This is a genomic window from Limnobacter sp. MED105, from assembly GCF_000170915.1.
Lineage (GTDB): Bacteria > Pseudomonadota > Gammaproteobacteria > Burkholderiales > Burkholderiaceae_B > Limnobacter.
This window is the reverse complement of sequence record NZ_ABCT01000007.1, coordinates 71289-90442: the sequence shown is the minus strand read 5'-3', so window position 1 is coordinate 90442 and position 19154 is coordinate 71289. Positions and strand designations below refer to the sequence as shown.

19 protein-coding genes are annotated in these 19154 nt (G+C 53.0%); 13 read left to right on the top strand and 6 right to left on the bottom strand.

Annotated elements, in window-relative coordinates:
* Nucleotides 1-34: 34 nt before the first annotated feature.
* From LMED105_RS08540 to LMED105_RS08530, 3 genes are all read right to left on the bottom strand, one after another.
* The gene (locus LMED105_RS08540) at nucleotides 35-970 is read right to left on the bottom strand and encodes a PPK2 family polyphosphate kinase (protein ID WP_008250255.1); all 936 of its coding nucleotides are present in this window, start codon (nucleotides 968-970) and stop codon (nucleotides 35-37) included.
* Nucleotides 945-4535 carry an indolepyruvate ferredoxin oxidoreductase family protein gene (locus tag LMED105_RS08535; protein ID WP_008250251.1) on the bottom strand — a complete coding sequence of 1197 codons (3591 nt, stop codon included), beginning with the start codon at nucleotides 4533-4535 and terminating at the stop codon, nucleotides 945-947. Before LMED105_RS08535 ends, LMED105_RS08540 begins: the two co-directional genes overlap by 26 nt.
* Before the next feature lie 111 nt (nucleotides 4536-4646).
* Nucleotides 4647-5333: an EcsC family protein gene (locus tag LMED105_RS08530; RefSeq protein ID WP_008250250.1), complete on the bottom strand. Its 687-nt coding sequence runs from the start codon at nucleotides 5331-5333 to the stop codon at nucleotides 4647-4649.
* A 280-nt stretch (nucleotides 5334-5613) separates the two neighbouring features.
* Between LMED105_RS08530 and LMED105_RS08525 the strand changes: the two genes are divergently transcribed.
* The 11 genes from LMED105_RS08525 to LMED105_RS08475 all read left to right on the top strand — a co-directional run bounded on the left by LMED105_RS08525 (nucleotide 5614) and on the right by LMED105_RS08475 (nucleotide 15311).
* Nucleotides 5614-5802 carry a Flp family type IVb pilin gene (locus LMED105_RS08525; protein ID WP_008250249.1) on the top strand — a complete coding sequence of 63 codons (189 nt, stop codon included), beginning with the start codon at nucleotides 5614-5616 and terminating at the stop codon, nucleotides 5800-5802.
* 21 nt (nucleotides 5803-5823) lie between these two features.
* Nucleotides 5824-6318 (top strand): TadE/TadG family type IV pilus assembly protein, encoded by a 495-nt coding sequence (locus tag LMED105_RS16295; protein ID WP_008250247.1) that lies wholly within the window; start codon nucleotides 5824-5826, stop codon nucleotides 6316-6318.
* 24 nt (nucleotides 6319-6342) lie between these two features.
* Entirely contained in the window at nucleotides 6343-7308 is a 966-nt protein-coding gene (gene cpaB / locus LMED105_RS08515; RefSeq protein WP_008250244.1) for a Flp pilus assembly protein CpaB, read from the top strand.
* Nucleotides 7305-8726 (top strand): type II and III secretion system protein family protein, encoded by a 1422-nt coding sequence (locus LMED105_RS08510; RefSeq protein ID WP_008250243.1) that lies wholly within the window; start codon nucleotides 7305-7307, stop codon nucleotides 8724-8726. Before cpaB ends, LMED105_RS08510 begins: the two co-directional genes overlap by 4 nt.
* Before the next feature lie 12 nt (nucleotides 8727-8738).
* Nucleotides 8739-9938, top strand: a complete 1200-nt coding sequence (locus tag LMED105_RS08505; protein ID WP_008250241.1) for a two-component response regulator — start codon at nucleotides 8739-8741, stop codon at nucleotides 9936-9938.
* 128 nt (nucleotides 9939-10066) lie between these two features.
* Nucleotides 10067-11308 carry a CpaF family protein gene (locus LMED105_RS08500; protein WP_105029804.1) on the top strand — a complete coding sequence of 414 codons (1242 nt, stop codon included), beginning with the start codon at nucleotides 10067-10069 and terminating at the stop codon, nucleotides 11306-11308.
* The gene (locus tag LMED105_RS08495; RefSeq protein ID WP_008250236.1) at nucleotides 11305-12213 is read left to right on the top strand and encodes a type II secretion system F family protein; all 909 of its coding nucleotides are present in this window, start codon (nucleotides 11305-11307) and stop codon (nucleotides 12211-12213) included. Before LMED105_RS08500 ends, LMED105_RS08495 begins: the two co-directional genes overlap by 4 nt.
* A gap of 16 nt (nucleotides 12214-12229) precedes the next feature.
* The gene (locus tag LMED105_RS08490; protein ID WP_198006824.1) at nucleotides 12230-13177 is read left to right on the top strand and encodes a type II secretion system F family protein; all 948 of its coding nucleotides are present in this window, start codon (nucleotides 12230-12232) and stop codon (nucleotides 13175-13177) included.
* A 6-nt stretch (nucleotides 13178-13183) separates the two neighbouring features.
* Entirely contained in the window at nucleotides 13184-14017 is an 834-nt protein-coding gene (locus LMED105_RS08485; protein WP_156799611.1) for a lipopolysaccharide assembly protein LapB, read from the top strand.
* On the top strand, nucleotides 14014-14319 hold the full coding sequence (locus LMED105_RS08480) for a hypothetical protein (protein WP_008250232.1): 306 nt from the start codon (nucleotides 14014-14016) through the stop codon (nucleotides 14317-14319). Before LMED105_RS08485 ends, LMED105_RS08480 begins: the two co-directional genes overlap by 4 nt.
* An 8-nt stretch (nucleotides 14320-14327) precedes the next feature.
* Nucleotides 14328-15311, top strand: a complete 984-nt coding sequence (locus tag LMED105_RS08475) for an ATP-binding protein (RefSeq protein WP_008250230.1) — start codon at nucleotides 14328-14330, stop codon at nucleotides 15309-15311.
* On the opposite strand, the gene LMED105_RS16290 is transcribed toward LMED105_RS08475, so the two are convergent.
* Nucleotides 15308-16393: an HD-GYP domain-containing protein gene (locus LMED105_RS16290; protein WP_008250228.1), complete on the bottom strand. Its 1086-nt coding sequence runs from the start codon at nucleotides 16391-16393 to the stop codon at nucleotides 15308-15310. The genes LMED105_RS08475 and LMED105_RS16290 overlap by 4 nt on opposite strands.
* A gap of 149 nt (nucleotides 16394-16542) precedes the next feature.
* Here LMED105_RS16290 and LMED105_RS08465 point away from each other — a divergent pair, with 149 nt between their 5' ends.
* Nucleotides 16543-16851 carry a hypothetical protein gene (locus LMED105_RS08465; protein ID WP_156799610.1) on the top strand — a complete coding sequence of 103 codons (309 nt, stop codon included), beginning with the start codon at nucleotides 16543-16545 and terminating at the stop codon, nucleotides 16849-16851.
* Here LMED105_RS08465 and LMED105_RS08460 read toward each other — a convergent pair.
* On the bottom strand, nucleotides 16835-17338 hold the full coding sequence (locus LMED105_RS08460; protein ID WP_008250224.1) for a disulfide bond formation protein B: 504 nt from the start codon (nucleotides 17336-17338) through the stop codon (nucleotides 16835-16837). The genes LMED105_RS08465 and LMED105_RS08460 overlap by 17 nt on opposite strands.
* Nucleotides 17339-17341: 3 nt before the next feature.
* Nucleotides 17342-17695: a hypothetical protein gene (locus LMED105_RS08455; RefSeq protein WP_008250223.1), complete on the bottom strand. Its 354-nt coding sequence runs from the start codon at nucleotides 17693-17695 to the stop codon at nucleotides 17342-17344.
* Between the two features lie 127 nt (nucleotides 17696-17822).
* Between LMED105_RS08455 and tal the strand changes: the two genes are divergently transcribed.
* Entirely contained in the window at nucleotides 17823-18773 is a 951-nt protein-coding gene (gene tal, locus LMED105_RS08450; RefSeq protein WP_008250220.1) for a transaldolase, read from the top strand.
* Nucleotides 18774-19154 lie beyond the last annotated feature (381 nt).

Here is a 19154-nt window from a genome sequence, read left to right as displayed (position 1 = left end):
CCTATTGAATGTTGTTTGGGAACACAAATAACGGTTATGTTCCTGGAGTGGTTGACGGCTTTTTCCAGAACTCGCTTTTGGCGACAGCCGGATCAGGATCGGGCCAAGCCAGGCCCATGCGCTCCAGTGTGCCCACCAAAATTTCAGCCACCAGCATGTTTCGAAAGCCTTTGTGATCGGCGGGAATAATCCACCAGGGTGCCTGCTTGGTACAGGTTTTTTCCAGAACCTGTTCGTAGGCATTGGCATACATGCTGTAGTTCTCGCCACAATGAAGATCTTTTTCAGTCAGCTTCCAGCGCTTGTCGGGCGTTTCCCAGCGTTCAATCATGCGTTGATGCTGTTCTTCACGGGAAATATTCAGGAATACTTTCAAGACCGTGGTTCCGGTTTCAACCAAGAGTCGTTCAAAGTCGTTCGCTTGGCGAATACGTTCATCGATCCAGGTGGCTGAGACATTGTCTTGAATGATCGGCATGATGATGCCGTCGTAATGTGAGCGGTTAAAAATCACCGATTGACCCGCGCCGGGCACGTGGGGATGAACACGCCACAAAAAATCATGAGCCGCTTCCTGCTCGGAAGGCTCTTTGAAAGACACCATACGCAAAGCCATGGGGTGCACTGAACGCATAATGGCACGGGCTGCACCGTCTTTGCCGGCGGTGTCCATGCCTTGAAGAATCACAAGCAGTTTGTGCTCACCTTGTGCATACAGACAGGTCAGCAGGTGGTTAAGGCGCTCCGACAATTGATCGACGCGCTCGTGCATGTCTTCTTTGGAAGGCATGTCGCCATAACGCGTTGGCCATTGACGCAAGCGAACTGCCTTGCCGTTGACCATGCAGGCCTGGCCTAAGATTTCCCACTGGCTCTCGGGCACCAAAGCATCAGGCAATACTTTTTCGGAGCGCTTGGTTTCCTTGCGTTTGGTGACTTTGGTTTCAGGTTTGTTGTCTGCTTTGGTCATGCTGATCCAGGTTGTGCTTGTTTTCCACGGACTTTTGAATCTCGAACCGCACTTGTTCAAATGATTGGGCACGAACATGACCGAATCCTTTCACCTGATTGAACAGGTCAAGAAGGTGATCGATCTGTTTGCTGTGCTGCAACATTGAAGGATTATTGTGCATCAGTTCTAACCAGGTTTCAAACCAAGTCACCAGTAAAGTCTGGTTTTTACGCTCTAAACTCCCTCTAAATGGGTCAAATGCAGTGTTCCGCAAATGGCGTGAAGCGGCCAATATTTTGAGCAAGGGGTAAATCCATGGGCCCAGTTTTATTTTTTTCGGCCGGCTGCCGTGCCCTGCCAGCCACGTTGGAGCGAAGTGAAAGTACAACTTCGCACCCGGTTCAAATTGCGCCATGGTCTGTTCTTGCCACTCAGGGCTGGTGTGCAGGCGAGCCACTTCAAACTCGTCTTTGAAAGCCAGTAATTTGAAATAGGTGCTGCACAGGCGCATCCATTGGTGCTTCAAACCCTGAGAATCAAACATTGCACGCAATGGCAACACTTTGGCGGCATAGCGCGCCGCCAGTTGCTCGTTTTGATAATGCGCTAACTCGGTTTGATAGCGGCTCAGTTTGTCCTCATCACTTTCAAACTGAGCACTGGGTGCAACATTCTTTCCCAGCATCTGCTCAAGCAAACCGGGCTTTGAGACCGCCACGCGGCCCGCATCAAAGGCCAACAGGTTTTCATTCACCTTCACGCCGTTCAACTCAATCGCCTTGCGCAGGGCTGCCAGCTGCAAAGGCAGGCAACCACGTTGCCAGGCGGCGCCCAGCAGCAGTGCATTGGCATACACGGTGTCGCCAAACAGTTTTTCGGCCAGCCATTGAGCACGAATCGATGTGTAACGTTGCCCTGGGTTATTCAAGGCCCCGGTTATGTCGGCATGCATTTGTTCAACCGGAGCGCACCAGTCGCGCTGAGTAATAAAATCGGCTGTCGGCTGTGTGTCGGTATTCACGATTGCAAAAGCCTGGCTGTTGAGCAGCTCCAGCGTTTTTTCATGGGCCGACACCACCAGGTCGCCGCCAATCATCAAGTCGGCCTCACCCACAGGAATTCTGGACGAGGCCAGGGTGTGACCCGCTGGGGCAAACTGCACATGAGAAAACACGGCACCGCCCTTTTGCGCCAAACCAGCCATGTCCAGCGCCAAGGCCTCCATACCCTGCAAATGAGCAGCCATGCCCAGCCATGCGCCAATGGTGACTACACCAGTGCCGCCCACGCCATTGATCAAAACAGCATAACGTTGATCCAGTTCATCGGGATGAATGTGATATTGCGGCTCAGCAAGACTTTCGCAAACTTTGACAAGCGCACTGTGATGCGTCGAAACATCCGGCTTTCGCAATTCACCACCCTCCACCGTCACCAGGCTTGGGCAAAGCCCCTCAAGGCAACTGTAGTCTTTGTTGCAGGTGGATTGATTGATCGTGCGCTTAACGCCCCAGGGCGTTGATACAGGTTCGATCGACAAACAATTGGAATGTTTGGAACAGTCGCCACAACCCTCGCACACACGCGGGTTGATCAACACGCGCTTGGGTGGGTTCGGAAATTGCAATTGGCCCGTGACCGGATCAGTGCGCTTGCGCCTTCGGCGTTTTTCCGAGGCGCAGGTTTGCTCATAAATCAGCACTGTGGTGCCCTGGATTTCACGCAGCAATCTTTGAACGGTGTCCATGTCGCGCCGGTGAAACACTTCAGTGCCCTCGGCCTTCGGGTCGTTTGGCAAGTTGCGCAAGTGCAATGCAGGGTTGTCACTGACCACCACAATTTTGGCCACGCCCTCAGCAGCAAGCTGGCGGGTTAGTTGTGGCACGGTGAGTGTGCCATCCAGGTGTTGTCCGCCCGTCATGGCAACCGCATCGTTGTAAAGCAACTTGTAGGTGATATTCACACCCGCAGCAATGCTGGCGCGAATGGCCAAAATACCAGAGTGAAAATAAGTGCCATCACCCAGGTTGGCAAACACATGTTGAGTGTGCGTAAAAGGTGCCTGCCCTATCCAGGGCACACCCTCGCCGCCCATTTGTGTATAAGTTTGAGTATTCCGATCCATCCACACGGCCATGTAATGGCATCCAATACCAGCCATGGCACGGCTGCCTTCAGGCACTTTTGTCGAGGTGTTGTGCGGGCATCCTGAACAAAAATACGGTTTACGTTCCACGGGCAAATGTGCTGAATGCCCTACCTCATGGCTGTGCTCGATCGTGGCGATGCGATTGTCAATCAAGGTTTTAATGTCGGCAGGCAACTGCATGTGCCGCAGGCGTTTTGCAATGGCCACGGCAATCAGGGCAGGATCGAGCTCGTAGTGACTGGGTAATAACCAGTTGCCTTGCGGCAAAGACCATTCTCCGCCCTCGCGACCATCCTCCGACAGTCTTTCATCAAACTTGCCGTACACCTTGGGACGAACATCCTCACGCCATGCGTAAAGCTCCTCCTTGATTTGGTACTCCACGAACTGGCGCTTTTCCTCAATCACAAGAATTTCCTGCAAACCCCTGGAAAATTCACGGATACCCACCGCATCAAGTGGCCATACCATGCCTACCTTGTACACCCGCAATCCGATTTCGGTGCAACGCTGTGGGTTCAACCCCAAATCGCTCAGGGCCTGCAAAGTGTCCTGAAACGCTTTGCCTGTGGCCACAATACCGAAGCGGGCGACGGGCGAATCAATCACTGTTTTGTTGATGCCGTTGGCCCTGCAAAAAGCAAGCGCTGCATACAATTTGTGATCGATCAAACGGGCTTCCTGGGCCAAAGCAGTGTCGGGCCAGCGAATGTTCAAATCGCCTTCAGGCATCGTGAAATCGCCGGGTAACTCAAACTGGTATCGCTTGGGATCAATATCAACTGTCGCCGAGCACTCCACTACATCGGCCACTGCCTTCATGCCAACCCACACGCCGGCATAGCGACTCATCGCGTAGCCCAGTACACCGAAGTCGAGAATTTCCTGCACATTGCTTGGAAACAGCACCGGGATCATCGCGGCTTTCAACACGTGGTCAGACTGATGAGGCAAGGTGGAGCTTTTCGCGGCGTGGTCATCACCCGCCACCAGCAACACGCCACCGTGTTTGGAGGTGCCTGCTGCGTTAGCATGTTTGAACACATCCAGGCTTCGGTCCACACCCGGCCCTTTGCCATACCAAAGGCCAAAAACACCATCGACGGTTGCGCCTTGGAACAGGTTAAGTTGTTGACTGCCCCACACGGCGGTGGCGGCGAGGTCTTCATTCACACCGGCCTGAAAGTGAATGTTTGCAGGCTTCAAAAATTGTTGTGCCGCCCAAAATGCCTGGTCCACTCCGCCAAGGGGTGACCCTCGATAACCCGACACGAATCCGCCTGTGTTCAAGCCATTCATGCGATCCAGCTGTGACTGAAGCAACATGAGTCTCACTAGGGCTTGCGTGCCCGTCAGGTAAATTTTTCCTTGGGAGAGGGTGTATTTGTCACTGAGCGTGACTGCGCGGTACAGCGGGTACTGAGGGGCATTCATGACCACTTTCCTCCACGAAACGGATGAGTTTCTGCGAGTGCGAGGTGCCTTGGATTTGCCTTGTGAGCAACACGAGGCTCTGTTCGAGTGTTACACAGAGCCCGCGAGCGTTCAAGCCCCTTGGTCGGGTTGAATATCTTTCACATTGTCCACGTTGAACATTTCCTCTGGCCTTGGGTAACTTTTCTTGGTTTTGCGGGCTGGTAATTTTTCACCAGAAAACATTTCAACCGCAGTGCGCGCAACTTCTTTGGTATCCAGCGCAGCATAGGCAGACACAACAGCTGCGCCGGCCAGAGGCACAATTCGGGATGCGGTGCGTTTGGCCACTCGCTCAAACACCACCTGCCCAATTTGTTTGGTGACCCGAATGGCCACATCACGGCTTCCACTGCGGGTGAAACGATCGATCAAGTCAAGCACAGACTTGCCTGTTTTCTCTTCATGCTCCAAGGGAATTGATCGTTCATACTCACGCACAGCCGTTCCCGCAACATGGCTGAACAGGCACGTCATCAAATCTTGCTCAGTCAAAGGTTTTTTGTGACCAAACGCCACAGCGATGTCGGCCACCATTTGTGCCTGAATACGCCACACAATAATAAGGTCGGGCAACACGGTGAGCATGCCCAGGGGACCCACTGGCAAGGCCAAGCTACCCGACACAGCAGCCGCCTTCGCGCAGGCCTTCTGCGTAATTTCTTTTGAACGCTCATAGGGGCGTTTGGCTTTGCCTGGCTCTTTGGAAACGGGCACTCCACCGGTGACTAGACCGATTACGGCATGGAGGGGCCCCATTAGGGCTCTGGGTAAATTGGTCTTTTGCATGAATAATTCATCAAAGGCAAATTGTTTCTAATAGTACTAATCAACAAGTCACAGACTTGGTTTACTATCGTAACTCACAAGGAGTAATCAGTTTGGGGGTATTTCCCTAGGATTGCTGTGGTCCTTGGGGTCAAAATTGTGAATAGACGGTGCAATTCACGGTCTGATTGTGGTTTTGATCCATTTGGAGTACCCCTAATATGGGGGAATTCGACCTAGAGTTCGATGTTTTCACACAGGAGTGAATGTCATGAGCAAAGCAGCAAACAAGCAGTTGGTTTTGAAACGTAAAGAAGAAGGTGCCTCCTTGATCGAGTACGCAGTAATCGCGGCCTTGGTAGTAGCGCTGGCAGTGGCTGGTTTTGCTACTTTGGGTGACGGTCTGGATACCGCATTCACCAACATCGTGAACACCCTGACCGGTGGCGGTGCAGAGTAAGACTCTGCCGATGAAGTAACCATGACTACAGCCACTCGGGCTCACTCTGCATTTGTAAACCGCGCTGAAAATCAGCGCGGTGCGCAGCTTGTGGAGTTGGCTTTGATGTTGCCGGTTGTGCTCACCGTCATTTTTGCGATTGTGGGTTATAGCCTCTTGTTCATGGTGCAACACACGCTTAGCTCAGCAGTATCTCAGGCTGCGCGAAGCGTGGCTGTTGCAGGAAGCACAGCCGATCCGGAGGCTGCTGCCAGGCAATTGTTATTGAATTCCCTGCCCAGCGCGATGTACCCGGCAGGCTTCAGTTTTTCAACCGACCAATTGGCCGGTGCAGCAGATTGTGGCAACGCCTTGGGTGCAGGTACCAATCCAGCCCTGAGTTGCCTGGAATTTCGAGGGTTTTTCAACACCGCCGAGAATCCGTTTTTGTCCAACATTCCTTTTGCAGATACTTTTTTTCCAGAACAACTCAGCGCCAGCGCTGTAGTTCTGTACCAGAACACCGACGCACTGTAATTTCTTCCGGGAGCCCTTCGCGACATGTCAGGAAAAACAAAAATACTCGCACTGCTGCTATTGGGAATCGGATTGATTTTCATGGTCATGGCTTTTCTATCCGGCCAAAACGTGAAGAAAGGTGGGGAAGCCATCAAAACCGAACTCGAGCGTTTTCCAGTGGTAGTCAGCACAGTCGAAATTCAATTCGGTAAACCTGTTACCCCCGAGATGCTGAAGGTGGAGAAATTTGCGATTGCCCCCAGTGGTGCCTTCACCGACATTGGCGATGTGATCGGCAAAAAACCTTTGTTCAATATCGGCAAAGGTTTGCCAGTGACCAATCAATACTTTGAATCTGGCGCCGTGGCGGCTGAAGTTCGTGAAGGCTACCGTGCCTTTGCCTTGCGCCTGGATGAAAACAACGTGGCCACCGCCAAAATAAAGGCAGGTGATTATGTCGATGTGTTCTCGATTTTCAAATCCAACAGCCGGGATATTGAAGAAACAATTTCTCGATTGATCATGCCCAAGCTTCGCGTGCTGTCGGTGGGTTCACAACTGGTGAATGCGCCAGAAACAACGAATGCCGCCAATGACAAAGATGTCAACAATCGCCCTGTGCGCTTGAAAGCCATGATGGTTGAAGTACCCACTGGCGACATCAACACTTTGGCGATTGCGCAAACCCAAGGCGAGTTGTTCGTGGTGTTGCGTAGCCCCGACGAAGAAGAATTGCCCGACATGAGCAAGTATCCACAACCTGAACCCATCTTGAAACCGGCCTTGGTGAAGGGCCCCGATGGGAAGGTGCTGAAAAATCAACCCCCGGTTGAGCTGACAGCAAGCGACAAAGCTTTCGCTGGAATTTCGCTGGACAATGCCATATTGCCCGGTAGCGGCAACACAAAAGACAACAAGAAACCCGCGCAAACTACCCAACGCACGGCCGAACCGGCCACTGTTGAAGTCATTCGCGGCGGAGAAACAACCCGGGAAACAGCGCGATGAACAAGAACAACATCACTTTGAAAAGCGTGGTTGCAGCAATTTCATTGATAGCCTGCGCAGGGCTGATCAGCCCTCAGGTGGCAGTAGGACAAACGCCTGCTGCACCCAGCAGCGCAGCACCTTTTGTGCTCACCTTGAGCACTGGTTTTCAAAAAGTCATCAGCTTGCCAGGTATTCCGGCACGGGTGTCGATTGGAGACCCCACGATTGCCTCAGTCACCGTACTCAAACCCACTGACCGCGGCGGCAAGAATGCAGGCGTGCTGGTCACTGGTTTGAAAACAGGTTCCACGTCGCTGCTGATTTGGGACCGCGGTGCCAGCATGGCCCGGGTAATCACAGTATCGGTAACCGGCAAGGCGGCTGAAACCATTTCCACCTTGAAAGACTTGAACCTTGAAACCGAAGGACAGGTATTGAAACTTTCGGGCTCAACACCGAATGTGAGCACCTATCAGCAAGCACGCGAGAGTTTGATCAAGCCCGGTAGTGACGGCAAACCTGCAGAACTGATTGACCAGGCCACCATTCAAACGTCTGGCACTGTGCAGGTGGATGTGAAAGTGGTTGAATTCACCCGCAGTGAATTGCAACGCTTGGGGATTAACCTGACAGGCCAAGTTAATGGTGGGGGATTCACATACTCAATTGCGGGGCCGGCAAGTGTGAGCGGTTCGGGCGGGGTATCGAATGCATTCTCTTTGGCTTTTAATGGTGCGGGGTGCGTTGGAGAGGCCGTAATTGGCGCGCTTAACCCGACGCCTGTTGGTCCACGCACCTGTGATCTGGTTTCTGGTCTGAACATCCTTCAAGCCGACGGCTATGCCAAAGTTCTCGCCGAACCTTCATTGATCGCCCAATCTGGCCAGGATGCATCATTTCTGGCGGGTGGCGAGATTCCAATTCCCGTGCCCTCCGGCAACGGAACCATTGGTATTGAATACAAAAAGTTTGGTGTGGGTTTAAGTTTCACGCCCACCATTTTGTCGAACAAAACAATCGCTTTGAGAGTATCGCCCGAAGTCAGCGATCTCGACTTCTCTCGCGGCACCTCCATTCAAGGTGTGCTGGTTCCCGCCATTTTGACGCGCCGTGCAAGCACCACGGTTGAATTGGGCGAAAATCAAAGCTTCGTCATCGGTGGCTTGATCAGTCGAAACATTATCGCAAACGCCAACCGGGTGCCCTGGTTGTCTGAAATTCCGATTCTGGGTGCCTTCTTCAAGGGCAACACCTACAGCCGGGAAGACAAAGAATTGCTGATTATTGTGACACCGCGATTTGTAAAACCCCGTGCAGCAGACGCACCCGCTTTGGCCCTTCCAGGTCAAAACGTAGGTATGCGCCCGCGCAGCGTGTGGGGCCAACTCTTCCTGCCTTCCGCAAAAGAGCCTGTTCCTGGCTTCACCACCAATTAAGGGGAATTAGCGATGCAACAAAGCATGCCCCGAATATTGTTCATCAGTGGGTCTGACGCCAACTGGCTTTGGCTGTCAGACGCAGTGGGCGACCGTTTCATGTTGGTGCGCGAATCGGGCACATTCAGTGAAATTACCAAACGCGTGGGCCTGGTATCGCCCAGCATGGCCGTGGTGGATTACTCTCCCCAAGTGGGCCTGGACGCCAGCCTGATCGTGAAAGAACTGCGCGAGCTGGCCCCCGATCTGCCTGTTGTGGCCATGGGTTCAAAAGACTCGACTGAAGATGTGGTCAATGCGCTGAGATCGGGTGTGAAAGACTTTTTGAGCCTCGACTCCAGCGCTGGCGAAGTCACAAAAATTCTGACAGGCGTGGTTGAAAAAGCGCCCAAACAAAGCAACGAGCGCAAGGGCTACGCCTTGGTGGTGTTGGGCGGACGGCAAGGCGTAGGCTCCACAACGCTTGCAGTCAACCTGGCAGTGCAGCTGGCCAAACAAAACAAAGACAGCACGTTGCTGCTGGATTTTGGTTTGCCCTTGGGCGATGGCCTTGTGCACTTGCCCGCCGAAGACAAGCAGGGTGCCATGGATTTTGTGGAATGCGTGCGCAACCTGAAACGCTTTGATGCGACCCTGGCAAAAACGGCATTTCGCCGCAACAACGCTACCGGCGTGGCCATACTTTCACTGCCGCGAAACCTGGCAGACCTGCGTGATATCTCCGCATCTGATGCGTTGAAATTTCTGAACCTGATCAAATCATTTTTCGAGAATATCGTGATTGATTTGTGCGGGTTCTCGAACATTGAATTTGTGGCCAGCCTGCTGCGAAGCGCCGACGCCACCATGGTGCTGACACCACAGTCGGTGCCGGGCATTGTGACTGCCGCCGAATTGATCAAAAGCCTGAACGACAAGGGCATTGCGACCCAGACATTCGACCTGGTGGTTACGCCTTATCACAAAGATGTTGCGCTGGATGCAGAATCAATTGCCAAGAAACTGAACATTGAAACAGTACACACCCTGCCCGACCGACGCGCACCACTAATCAATGCGGTGAATGGCGGCCAGGTGCTGTCTGCAGCTGATTCAAAAGATCCCTATGCCAAAGCAGTGGCCCAGTTGCTCGACAAAGTGAATGCCAACCGCAAACACATGGACGGCCAAGGCGGCCTTGCCAGTACATTCAAGAAATGGTTCAACAAATGAGTGAAATCATTTTCGGCCAGGAAGCGCCGCCCCCAAAACCCAAAGAACCTGAGCATGCCGAAGGTTCAGTGTCCAATGCTGCAAATGCCGTAGAAGACTTGCAGTTTGCCACCGCGAAAGTCAGCGAAATGGACTCTGCAGTGCTGGCCGATGTCAAAGAAATGGCCCATGAACACATTTTGGCCATCATCGAAAAGAAAGGCGCTACCTTTGCCAAAATGGACAACAGTGCCCTTGAAAAATTTATTCAAGGTGAAGTGCAAAGCCTGATTTATGGCAAGCAGATTCCATTGAATGACTCTGAGGTGGCCTTCGTGGCCGACTCGTTGTACAAGGAAATTGCGGGCTTTGGCCCACTGGAAGATTTGCTGGCTGACCCCAACGTTGAAGACGTGATGATCAACGGCTACAAGGACGTGTATGTGTCCAAAATGGGTCGTATGGAACGTGTTCAGGCTCGCTTTGTCGACAATGCACACCTGCTGCGAATTGTTCGCCGTATCCTGGCACCGCTGGGTCGCCGGCTTGATGAGTCCAGCCCCATGGTCGACGCCCGCCTGCCCGACGGCAGCCGGATCAACGTCATTATTTCCCCACTGGCCCGTGATGGCGTGGTGGTGTCCATTCGTAAATTCAGAAGCACCCCGCTGCGCGCTGAAGACCTGATGGGCTTGGGCACCTTTGATGCCCGTGTGTATGAATTGATGCAGGAAGCCGTTCGCAAACGCTGCAACCTGGTGGTGAGCGGTGCAACCTCCACGGGTAAAACCTCCATGTTGAACGTATTGGCTGAATTTATTCCAGCCGGCGAACGTTTGATCACCATTGAAGACACGGCAGAATTGCAACTGAACCACCACCATGTGGTTCGACTTGAAAGCCGCCCGGGTGGTCACGAAGGTGCAGGTGCAATTTCAATTCGCGACTTGGTCAAAAACAGCTTGCGTATGCGCCCCGACCGCGTGGTGGTGGGCGAAGTACGCGGCGCCGAAGTGCTGGACATGCTACAGGCGATGAGCACGGGTCACGATGGATCCATGGGTACCATTCACGCCTCGACGCCCCGCGATTGCCTGCACCGATTGGAAATGTTGTCTGGCTTTGCTGGCTTTACCGGCAATGAAATGAGTTTGCGCCGACAAATTGCCTCGGCGCTCGACCTGATTGTTCAAATTGTTCGTCTGCCTTCTGGCAAACGCCGCATTTACAGCATCACGGAAGTGGCCGGCATTGTAGATGACAATATTCTGCTTCAAGACCTGTATCGCCATGAAAGCCGACTCGGCCCCGATGGGCAGGAGCTGGACAACTGGGTACCCGTGGTGCCCTACCCCAAAAACCCGAAAATCTCGCACATCCGCCTGACATGACATTCGGACTGATCGCCGCTGCCTTGGTATTCATTTCTCTGGCCCTGCTGTTGCTGGGCCGGGGTGCTGAAGAACAAAACCGCAAACTGGCGGAAAGCCGACTGGATGTAGCACTGAGCAAGTCCAGAGATCCACTGGCGCTGGAAAAAGACCCCCTGCGCAAAAAATACATTCCGCAATGGATCACAGACAGCCTGATTTCAGCCGGCCTCACCATTGATCGAACACTCGGCATTCGCGTTGCCATGTTCACGCTGATACCGGCGCTCGCTGCCTTTGTTTTTCGGGGAGCGGCCAGCGCAGCAGGTGCACTCATTCTCGCCATCCTGGGCATTGCCGCCTATGTGCTGTATCGCCAGCGCAAACGCAGACTTCAAATGCTGGGGCAATTGCCCAACTTTCTGGACGGTGTGGTGCGTGTCAGTGCAGTAGGTTACAGCCTGACCGTGTCGTTCAACACTGCGCTTGAAAATGCCGAACAACCCCTGAAAGAAGCGCTGGGTCTGGCAGTTCAAATGCAGTATGCGGGCCTGGAACTGGACCAGGCCATGCACCGACTGGCGCGGGTGTATGGGCTGAGCGAATTCAAACTGATTGCCTCTGTGGTAGCGCTGGCGCTGAACTATGGTGGCAAGAGCGATATTTTGCTGGGCCGCCTTGCGCAGTACCTGCGCGACCGCGAACAACACCATCAGGAAATGCTGGCGATGTCATCGGAAGCCCGCATGTCAGCCGTGTTCATGTGCTGCTTAACACCGGCATTGGCCGGCATTATCCTCACGCTGAACCCGGCCTACCTGGGCACCATGTGGAATGACGACACCGGCCGCATGTTGCTGTTTGTTGCAGGTATCTTGCAAATTGCTGGCGCTGCGATCATCTATCGCATGGTCAAGAGCATTTAAGGGCGCCATTATGGACATGAACACATTACTGGCGATAGGCATCTTCCTGCTGGGTCTGGGTTTTGTCGGGCTGGCGTGGAGCCTTCTCAGCCAAACCAGCCGCAAAGAAAAAGCGCTGGCCCGAATTGATGAATACACTGAACTGCGACGCAAAGTACAAAGTTCGGCGAACATGCGAAACCAGGTTCCAACCAGTGTGCTGACAGGCCGCATTGAGCGACTTGGTCAACAATTCAGCAAAACAAAAGCCTTCACTTACTTCGTTGAAGAAGAAGACAAAAAACTGCTGGGCCGTGCCGGTTTCGGACGCGAAGAAGACCTCAGCCGATTTGTGCTCATTCGTATTGCACTGGGTCTTCTTGGCTTGCTAATTGGACTTTTCCTGAACTGGGATGCCGGTTTTGGTGCCATCCCCATGATTCAGGTCATCGCAGTCACGGGCATCGGTTTCATGGCACCCAAGTGGTACCTGAAAACGGTTGGAGAAGGCCGAGAGGCTGCGTTTGAACGGGAACTCGTGGCTGTGGTTGACGTAATGCGCTTGTTACAAGGCGTGGGCCTGAGCGTAGACCAATCCATCGAGGTCATGACCTCACAACTCTACGACCTCGTGCCGATCACTGGCCGCATGCTGCGACGGTCTCGTGCCCAGGTGAAGTCCGGGGTACCCTGGATAGTGATGTTGAAACGAATGAGCAGCATGTATTCGAGCGACGAATTCAAATCATTCGTGCAGGTGCTGGAGCAAATTGAAAAGTTTGGTGGTGCTGTTCAGGAACCTTTGAAACAGTTCTCAGACCGACTCGTAGAAAAAGAAAGAGCCAACGCCAAAGAAACAATGGGCAAACTGACTGTTAAACTGACTGGTGTGATGGTGATCACCATGCTGCCAGCCTTGCTGATCATGACTGGCGGCCCCGGTATCATCTCCATTATTCGTGCATTTGAACGGGTTGGAGGTTAAAGCGTGTTGAGCAGTCGTTTAATTTCAGGACAATTCAGTCGGCAACTGGCCATGGTCGCCTTGCCCTTGATTCTGGCCGCGTGTGCAACACCGCAGCAGTCACCCAATGCCCCTGCGCCGGCACCCGAGCCCGCAATTACGCCCAGCGTGCCCAACATCAGTGCCACCAGCCCCACGCAAGATGCATTGATCGAAGCCGAACGCAAAGAACTTGACCGGGAAGACGAACAAACCAGAAAAGCCCGCGCCGAACGCGAGAAAAACCTGCACCTGAAACTTGTTCAAACCATGATTGAACAGGACAACGCCTACGCAGCCCTGGCCCACCTGGATGCTTACGACCAAAAATGGGGATCCGATCGGCAAAGCAAACAACTGCGCGCCGATTCACTGCGAAAAACCAGCCAGCTGGACCAAGCCGAGCTGGTTTACAAATCACTGCTGAGCGGACAAGGTCAACAAAAAAGCGGGCCGGTTTGGTATGGCTTGGGCAAAGTGGCCATTGAACGAGGCGACTTGAAAACCGCAGCAACCCGACTGGAGAAATCCATTCAGGTTGACCCGCTGAACATCAATGCCTACTCGGACCTGGGTTTGGTGTACTTGCTGGAAGGCCAGAAAGAACCGGCTTACAACACGCTGATGAAAGCCAATCAACTGGCCAGCGGCGATTCGAAGATCATGGCCAACCTCGCCTTGTGGGGCCTGGTATTTGATGATTTCAACATGGCCATGGACATCGCGGACCGACTGCAATGGTCTGACAACACCCGCAACCAGGTGATGTCGCAAGCCAATTCCATCAAACGGCGTTTTGACGCCAAAGGAAACCCCCAATGAACTCAAGCAAGCAATGGATATTGGCAGCCGTGTTAAGTGCCTCCCCCTTGTTGGTTGCCGCGCAGGACGCTGCGCCCACGACAAACCAAGGCTCATCGCACATTTCCGGCACCACCGATGCGGAAACTGGCCTAAGCACCCGCACCTGGCTGAAAGAGCAGGCCGAGGGAATTAACCGGGGCGAGGTTGAAGCCTACAGCGCTGAATCAGCCGGCAAAGCCTACCGGGCGTACACCGATTCAATTGGTTCCAAAGATCAAAAAGCACCGGTGTCTCAGGTTTCAACGATCAAGACCAACTAAATTCTTACGTGCTGCGCCTGCTACTCAAACTGCTGTCTTTTGTCACCGGCCAACGGCTGCTGACACCCGAGCAGGCCGCAAGCCAACAACTTGAACTCAACGACCTGCGCAGCAAACAGGCTGCACTGGAATCACTGTCCAGCAAACTGCGCAGCGAGATGAAACGCCAGCAAGCCCTGGCACGCGAACAGTTAAAAGAAACCAAAAGTTCACATGAACAAATACTGTCCGCCCGGCAGTCTGAAATTGACAGCCTGAAAGAATCACTGGGTCAACTGAATCAAAGTGTCGACATTGAAACCCAGCGACAACTGAAAGAGAACAACGATTTACTCAGTCAGTTGAACTGGTTGTCTGGCACCATTGCCCACGATTTCCGAGCCCCACTTCGCGCCATCGATGCCTACTCTTTTTTCCTGGCCGACGACCTGGGCGACAATGCGCCGCCCGAGGCCAGCCAATCACTGGAAGAAATTCGCCGGAACGGCAAGCGCATGGGTGTACTGCTGGACGCCCTGATTGAATACCTGCGTCTCGGTGTTTGCCCATTGAATGTTCAACTGCACGACCTCAACGAGACACTGGTGCAAGTGGTCAACGAGCATTTCGACTTTTCGCCTGTGCCAATTGAAATCCAGGTTCAAGGCAAATGGCGATTTGACAAGCCAATGATGATGAAGGCATTCAAAGAGTTGATTGACAACGCTGTGAAATTCTCCAAACCGGTGGAGTCTCCAAAAGTTATTGTTCGGCAAAGCAGCCCGAACAACCTGGAAATCATCGACAACGGGGTGGGCTTCTCGGAAACCCACGATGCCCAGAAATTTCAACTGTTTCACCGCATGCATGGCAATGACGAGTTCGAAGGCGAAGGCATTGGCCTGGCCACCGCCGAGCGCATTGCCTCTCGCCATCACATCGCCCTGAAATTAAACCGCGTGGGCAATCAAACAGTGGCCAGCCTGCAACTGCCTGAACGCGGATCGTTCTAAACCACCTTGGACAACAACTCCAGCAGGCCGGGCAATTTACCAAGGTCTCGCCTGGGCAATGCATTGCGCACCTTGTTGCCATCGGTGGAGGTGTCGACCAATGCAGCGCCCGGGCCTGGAGAGGGCAAATTGCGAAACACCAGTACCACCGGGCTGATTGCGGTTTCACCCCGAATCAGGCTGCAACCAATCTGATTGCCGGTTAACTGCACCAGGCTGCCAGCCGGGTAAATTCCCAACTCCTCAAGAATGATGGCAGTGAAACAGCTGTACAAGTGGTCCGCATGGGCAAACAGGTCTTTTACAGCCTGCTCCGCCGTGAAATTGCTGCGGTAGTCGCGCTGGGCCATTCTTGCATTGAACGAATCGCACACACTCAACAGCACAGAGCCCACATTGTTGTTGGGTATCTGGTTCGGATACCCCGAACCATCGGGCAACTCGTGGTGCATGCGCACCGATTCAATCCAGATTTCATCCTTCACACCCAGCAACTTCAGTTTGTTGGCGCTTTGCTCCGGATGTTTGCGAATGGTTTCTCGCTGGTCTCGCGACAGTGGTTCAGTTTGAGCCCGCAAACGCGCCTGCAAAGTCAACATGCTGATGTTCATGGTCAACGCGGCTTTCAAATGCGAACTCAACTCGCCCTCTGAAAACCGGTTGCTGCACAAACCCACTCGAAACAGGGTCAAGGCCACCAGCATATGGTGCATCACTGGATAATCGTCAGCCGTGTGCCAGGCCAGGTAAGCGTAGGCAAGGTCGAAGTGATGAATAGCGATGTGCTTGAACCGCCCAGCGAGCTCGTCCATCACCAACACGAAAGTTTCAGGCTCTTCATCCACCAAGGCTTTGGACAACACCTTGTAACAACAATCCAGTTCTTCAAACAGATCCTGCGCTTGAAGGTATAGCAAAGTGGATTGAGTCAGTTCAGTTTCCAGCGCAACCAGGCTTTCCCCAACCATGCGCGTACCCGGGTTGTAATGCTTGCCGGAATAAAGATACAAATGCTCGGGCGACAGTGACTTGCGTTGCAACAAAGGTTGCACCACCTGGGCATCTGAAATATTGATCAACATGGGGCAGACTCCTATTCGTCATGTTGATAACGAGTGGCTTGCCCAAAAGAAGATCGCCCGATCGGTGGAGTCCGCTTCAGGGATCTGCTGAACTGAGTGAAAAAAAGTGGTTTATTCGGAAAGTGGACAGACAGGCAAAGGTGAGATTCTTGGATCAAGTCAGATTCAGGTTCACCACCATGCAAGCCATACAACTGCACGCCACCCCAAAACACGACTTCCGCTTCCCGGAAACGGTTGAGCTTCAAATGGCTGCGCCATTGCTAGACAGCGACACCAACCTGGACGATGCATTGGCCGTGGTTCTGAATGCTGTCAGGCAAAGCAAAAACCCGCATGCCATGGACGCACTGGGCGCCTTGCTGGGCTATATGGAAACCCTGGAAAGAAAACAGTTGAGCAGCCAAGGTACCCAGAACTGGGTGACCCTGGCCAACCCCATCACCATGAGCCTTTAACGTACTGTCGAGTACGAACAGCGATCAACAACACCAGGCCTTGCGCCAGAAAACCAAGTCCGCTCCACATGGGCAATGACAAGCCCAACAGGGGTGGAAATTCATCGGTGCACAAACCATCAGCAACAAACATATCGGGCCAGTACTGAACCCAAGGCAAGGCATTCAAAGTGTTTTGCAGGGGGTCGACGCCACAGGTTTGAGAAGGGTTGGACAACACCCACACGTGATAAAAAGCCACACCCGCCCCGGCCAGAAACCCCAGCAGCGTCAACAACACAAACACCGATGACCACATGCTTTTTTTGCTGGTCAAACCAATGCCGAGAAAGCCCAAGGCAGTTTCCAGGTAAGCGTAACGCTGAATAATGCACAGCGGGCAGGGAAACCATTCTTTGCTGATTTGAAAGAACAGTGCAGCCCCAAGCGCACCGAAACTAATGGCCAGGCCCAGGCTGGCCCAAGGCCGTGCGGAAGAATATTGCATGATTTATTGCTTGCTTTGTACCCAGTCCTGGGTCGATTGAAAAATAGCATTCATGGCAGACAGGTAGCGCCGGGTTTCCTCACCAAGCGGATTGTGCTCCATGCACAAAAAAGCGAACCTCAGTTTCTTGAAGCCTATGGTGCCCGCAGCTCCGGCGCTTCGGTGCGCCATGGACTTAAACGCTTTCTCATCCATGGAAAAAGGGTCGAAACCAGGCACAAACCAGATTTCACGGGTTTCCTCAAAAAACTCCAGCGCAAATTCCTGCAGCATCTCAAGCCCCAATTCACTCTCGAGGCGCCCCCACTGATCATCGTCAATCAAGGGTTGTTGTTCAAGTTCTTGTTCAGAATACATGGCGAGTACTCATCGTTTGTTGTGTTTTTTTAATTCCTGACTCAAGGATACTATTTCATTCATCAAATAAACGCCTTAAACGCCTATACTGGGCCGTACTTCGTTGAATTTTCGCCACCATCAAGACATGAGCAACGCACTAGAACAACTGAAACAAGCCACCACTGTGGTGGCTGATACGGGTGATTTTCAGGCAATTGCCGCCTTTCTTCCCCAAGATGCCACCACCAACCCTTCGCTAATTTTAAAAGCAGTTCAAAAACCACAATACTTGCCCTTGCTGGAGCAAATCAAGATCAAGTTTGGTCATGAGCCGCTTGAGCTGCAAACTGATCGCCTGCTGGTGGCCTTTGGCACTGAAATCCTGAAAATTATTCCTGGTCGCGTTTCCACTGAAGTGGATGCAAGGCTTAGCTTTGACACCGAAGCAACCATAGCCCGCGCCAACCGCATTGTGTCTTTGTACCGGGCTGAAGGCATTGACACTCAAAAGCGCCTGCTGATCAAAATTGCTTCCACCTGGGAAGGCATTCAGGCCGCAAAGGCGCTGGAAGCAGAGGGCATTCACTGCAACCTTACCCTGCTGTTTTCACCCATTCAGGCACATGCCTGCGCCAAAGCAGGTGTTCAATTGATTTCGCCCTTTGTGGGTCGAATTTACGACTGGTACAAGAAATCAGCAGGTAGCAATTGGGATGAAGCAGCCAATGCAGGCGCAAACGACCCTGGCGTGCAATCGGTGCGCCGTATTTATGCCTATTACAAACAAAATGAAATTCGCACAGAGGTGATGGGTGCCAGCTTTCGCAATGCGGGGCAAATCAAGGCGCTTGCGGGCTGCGATCTGCTGACCATCAGCCCTGAATTGCTGGGCGAACTGCGGGCAGACGATACGCCATTGAATGTTGAGTTGAACGCTGACTGGGCACTTGCCCAACCGCGTGAGACATTCCCAGACGGCGAGGCGGCATTTCGCTTTGAACTGAATGCCGATGCCATGGGTACTGAAAAACTTGCGGAAGGCATTCGAGCGTTTGTGAAAGACTCGGTTACGCTGGATGGGTTGTTGAAAGCGTAAACTTGCGGGAAGGTTTTTAACCAGACATTCGCAAAGTCGCATGCCCTCCTCCGCCAGAAAGCCTGAATTCCCCTTATTGAATTCACACTGACTCACCGAGATTCGGCAAAACTGATGGCCGAACTCGGTGTCGGCTTACAGCCGAACGTGGCGTGTGAGTTCAAACGGGCAGGCTTTCTTGAAGGCGGAAGGACGGCAAAGCGATCTTTGCGAGTGCGAGAAACGGTCTAATGACTTGCGACATGCTGCTCCGATGCGGATTAAGTCACTGCCATCTCTTAACCGGCGGGAGTTGATTGGTCAGCCCGCGAAGATTTGCAGCAGCATCGCATCGTTCTGCCGATTCAAGATCAAGTCGCCCGGTTTGATTCGAAGCGAGGG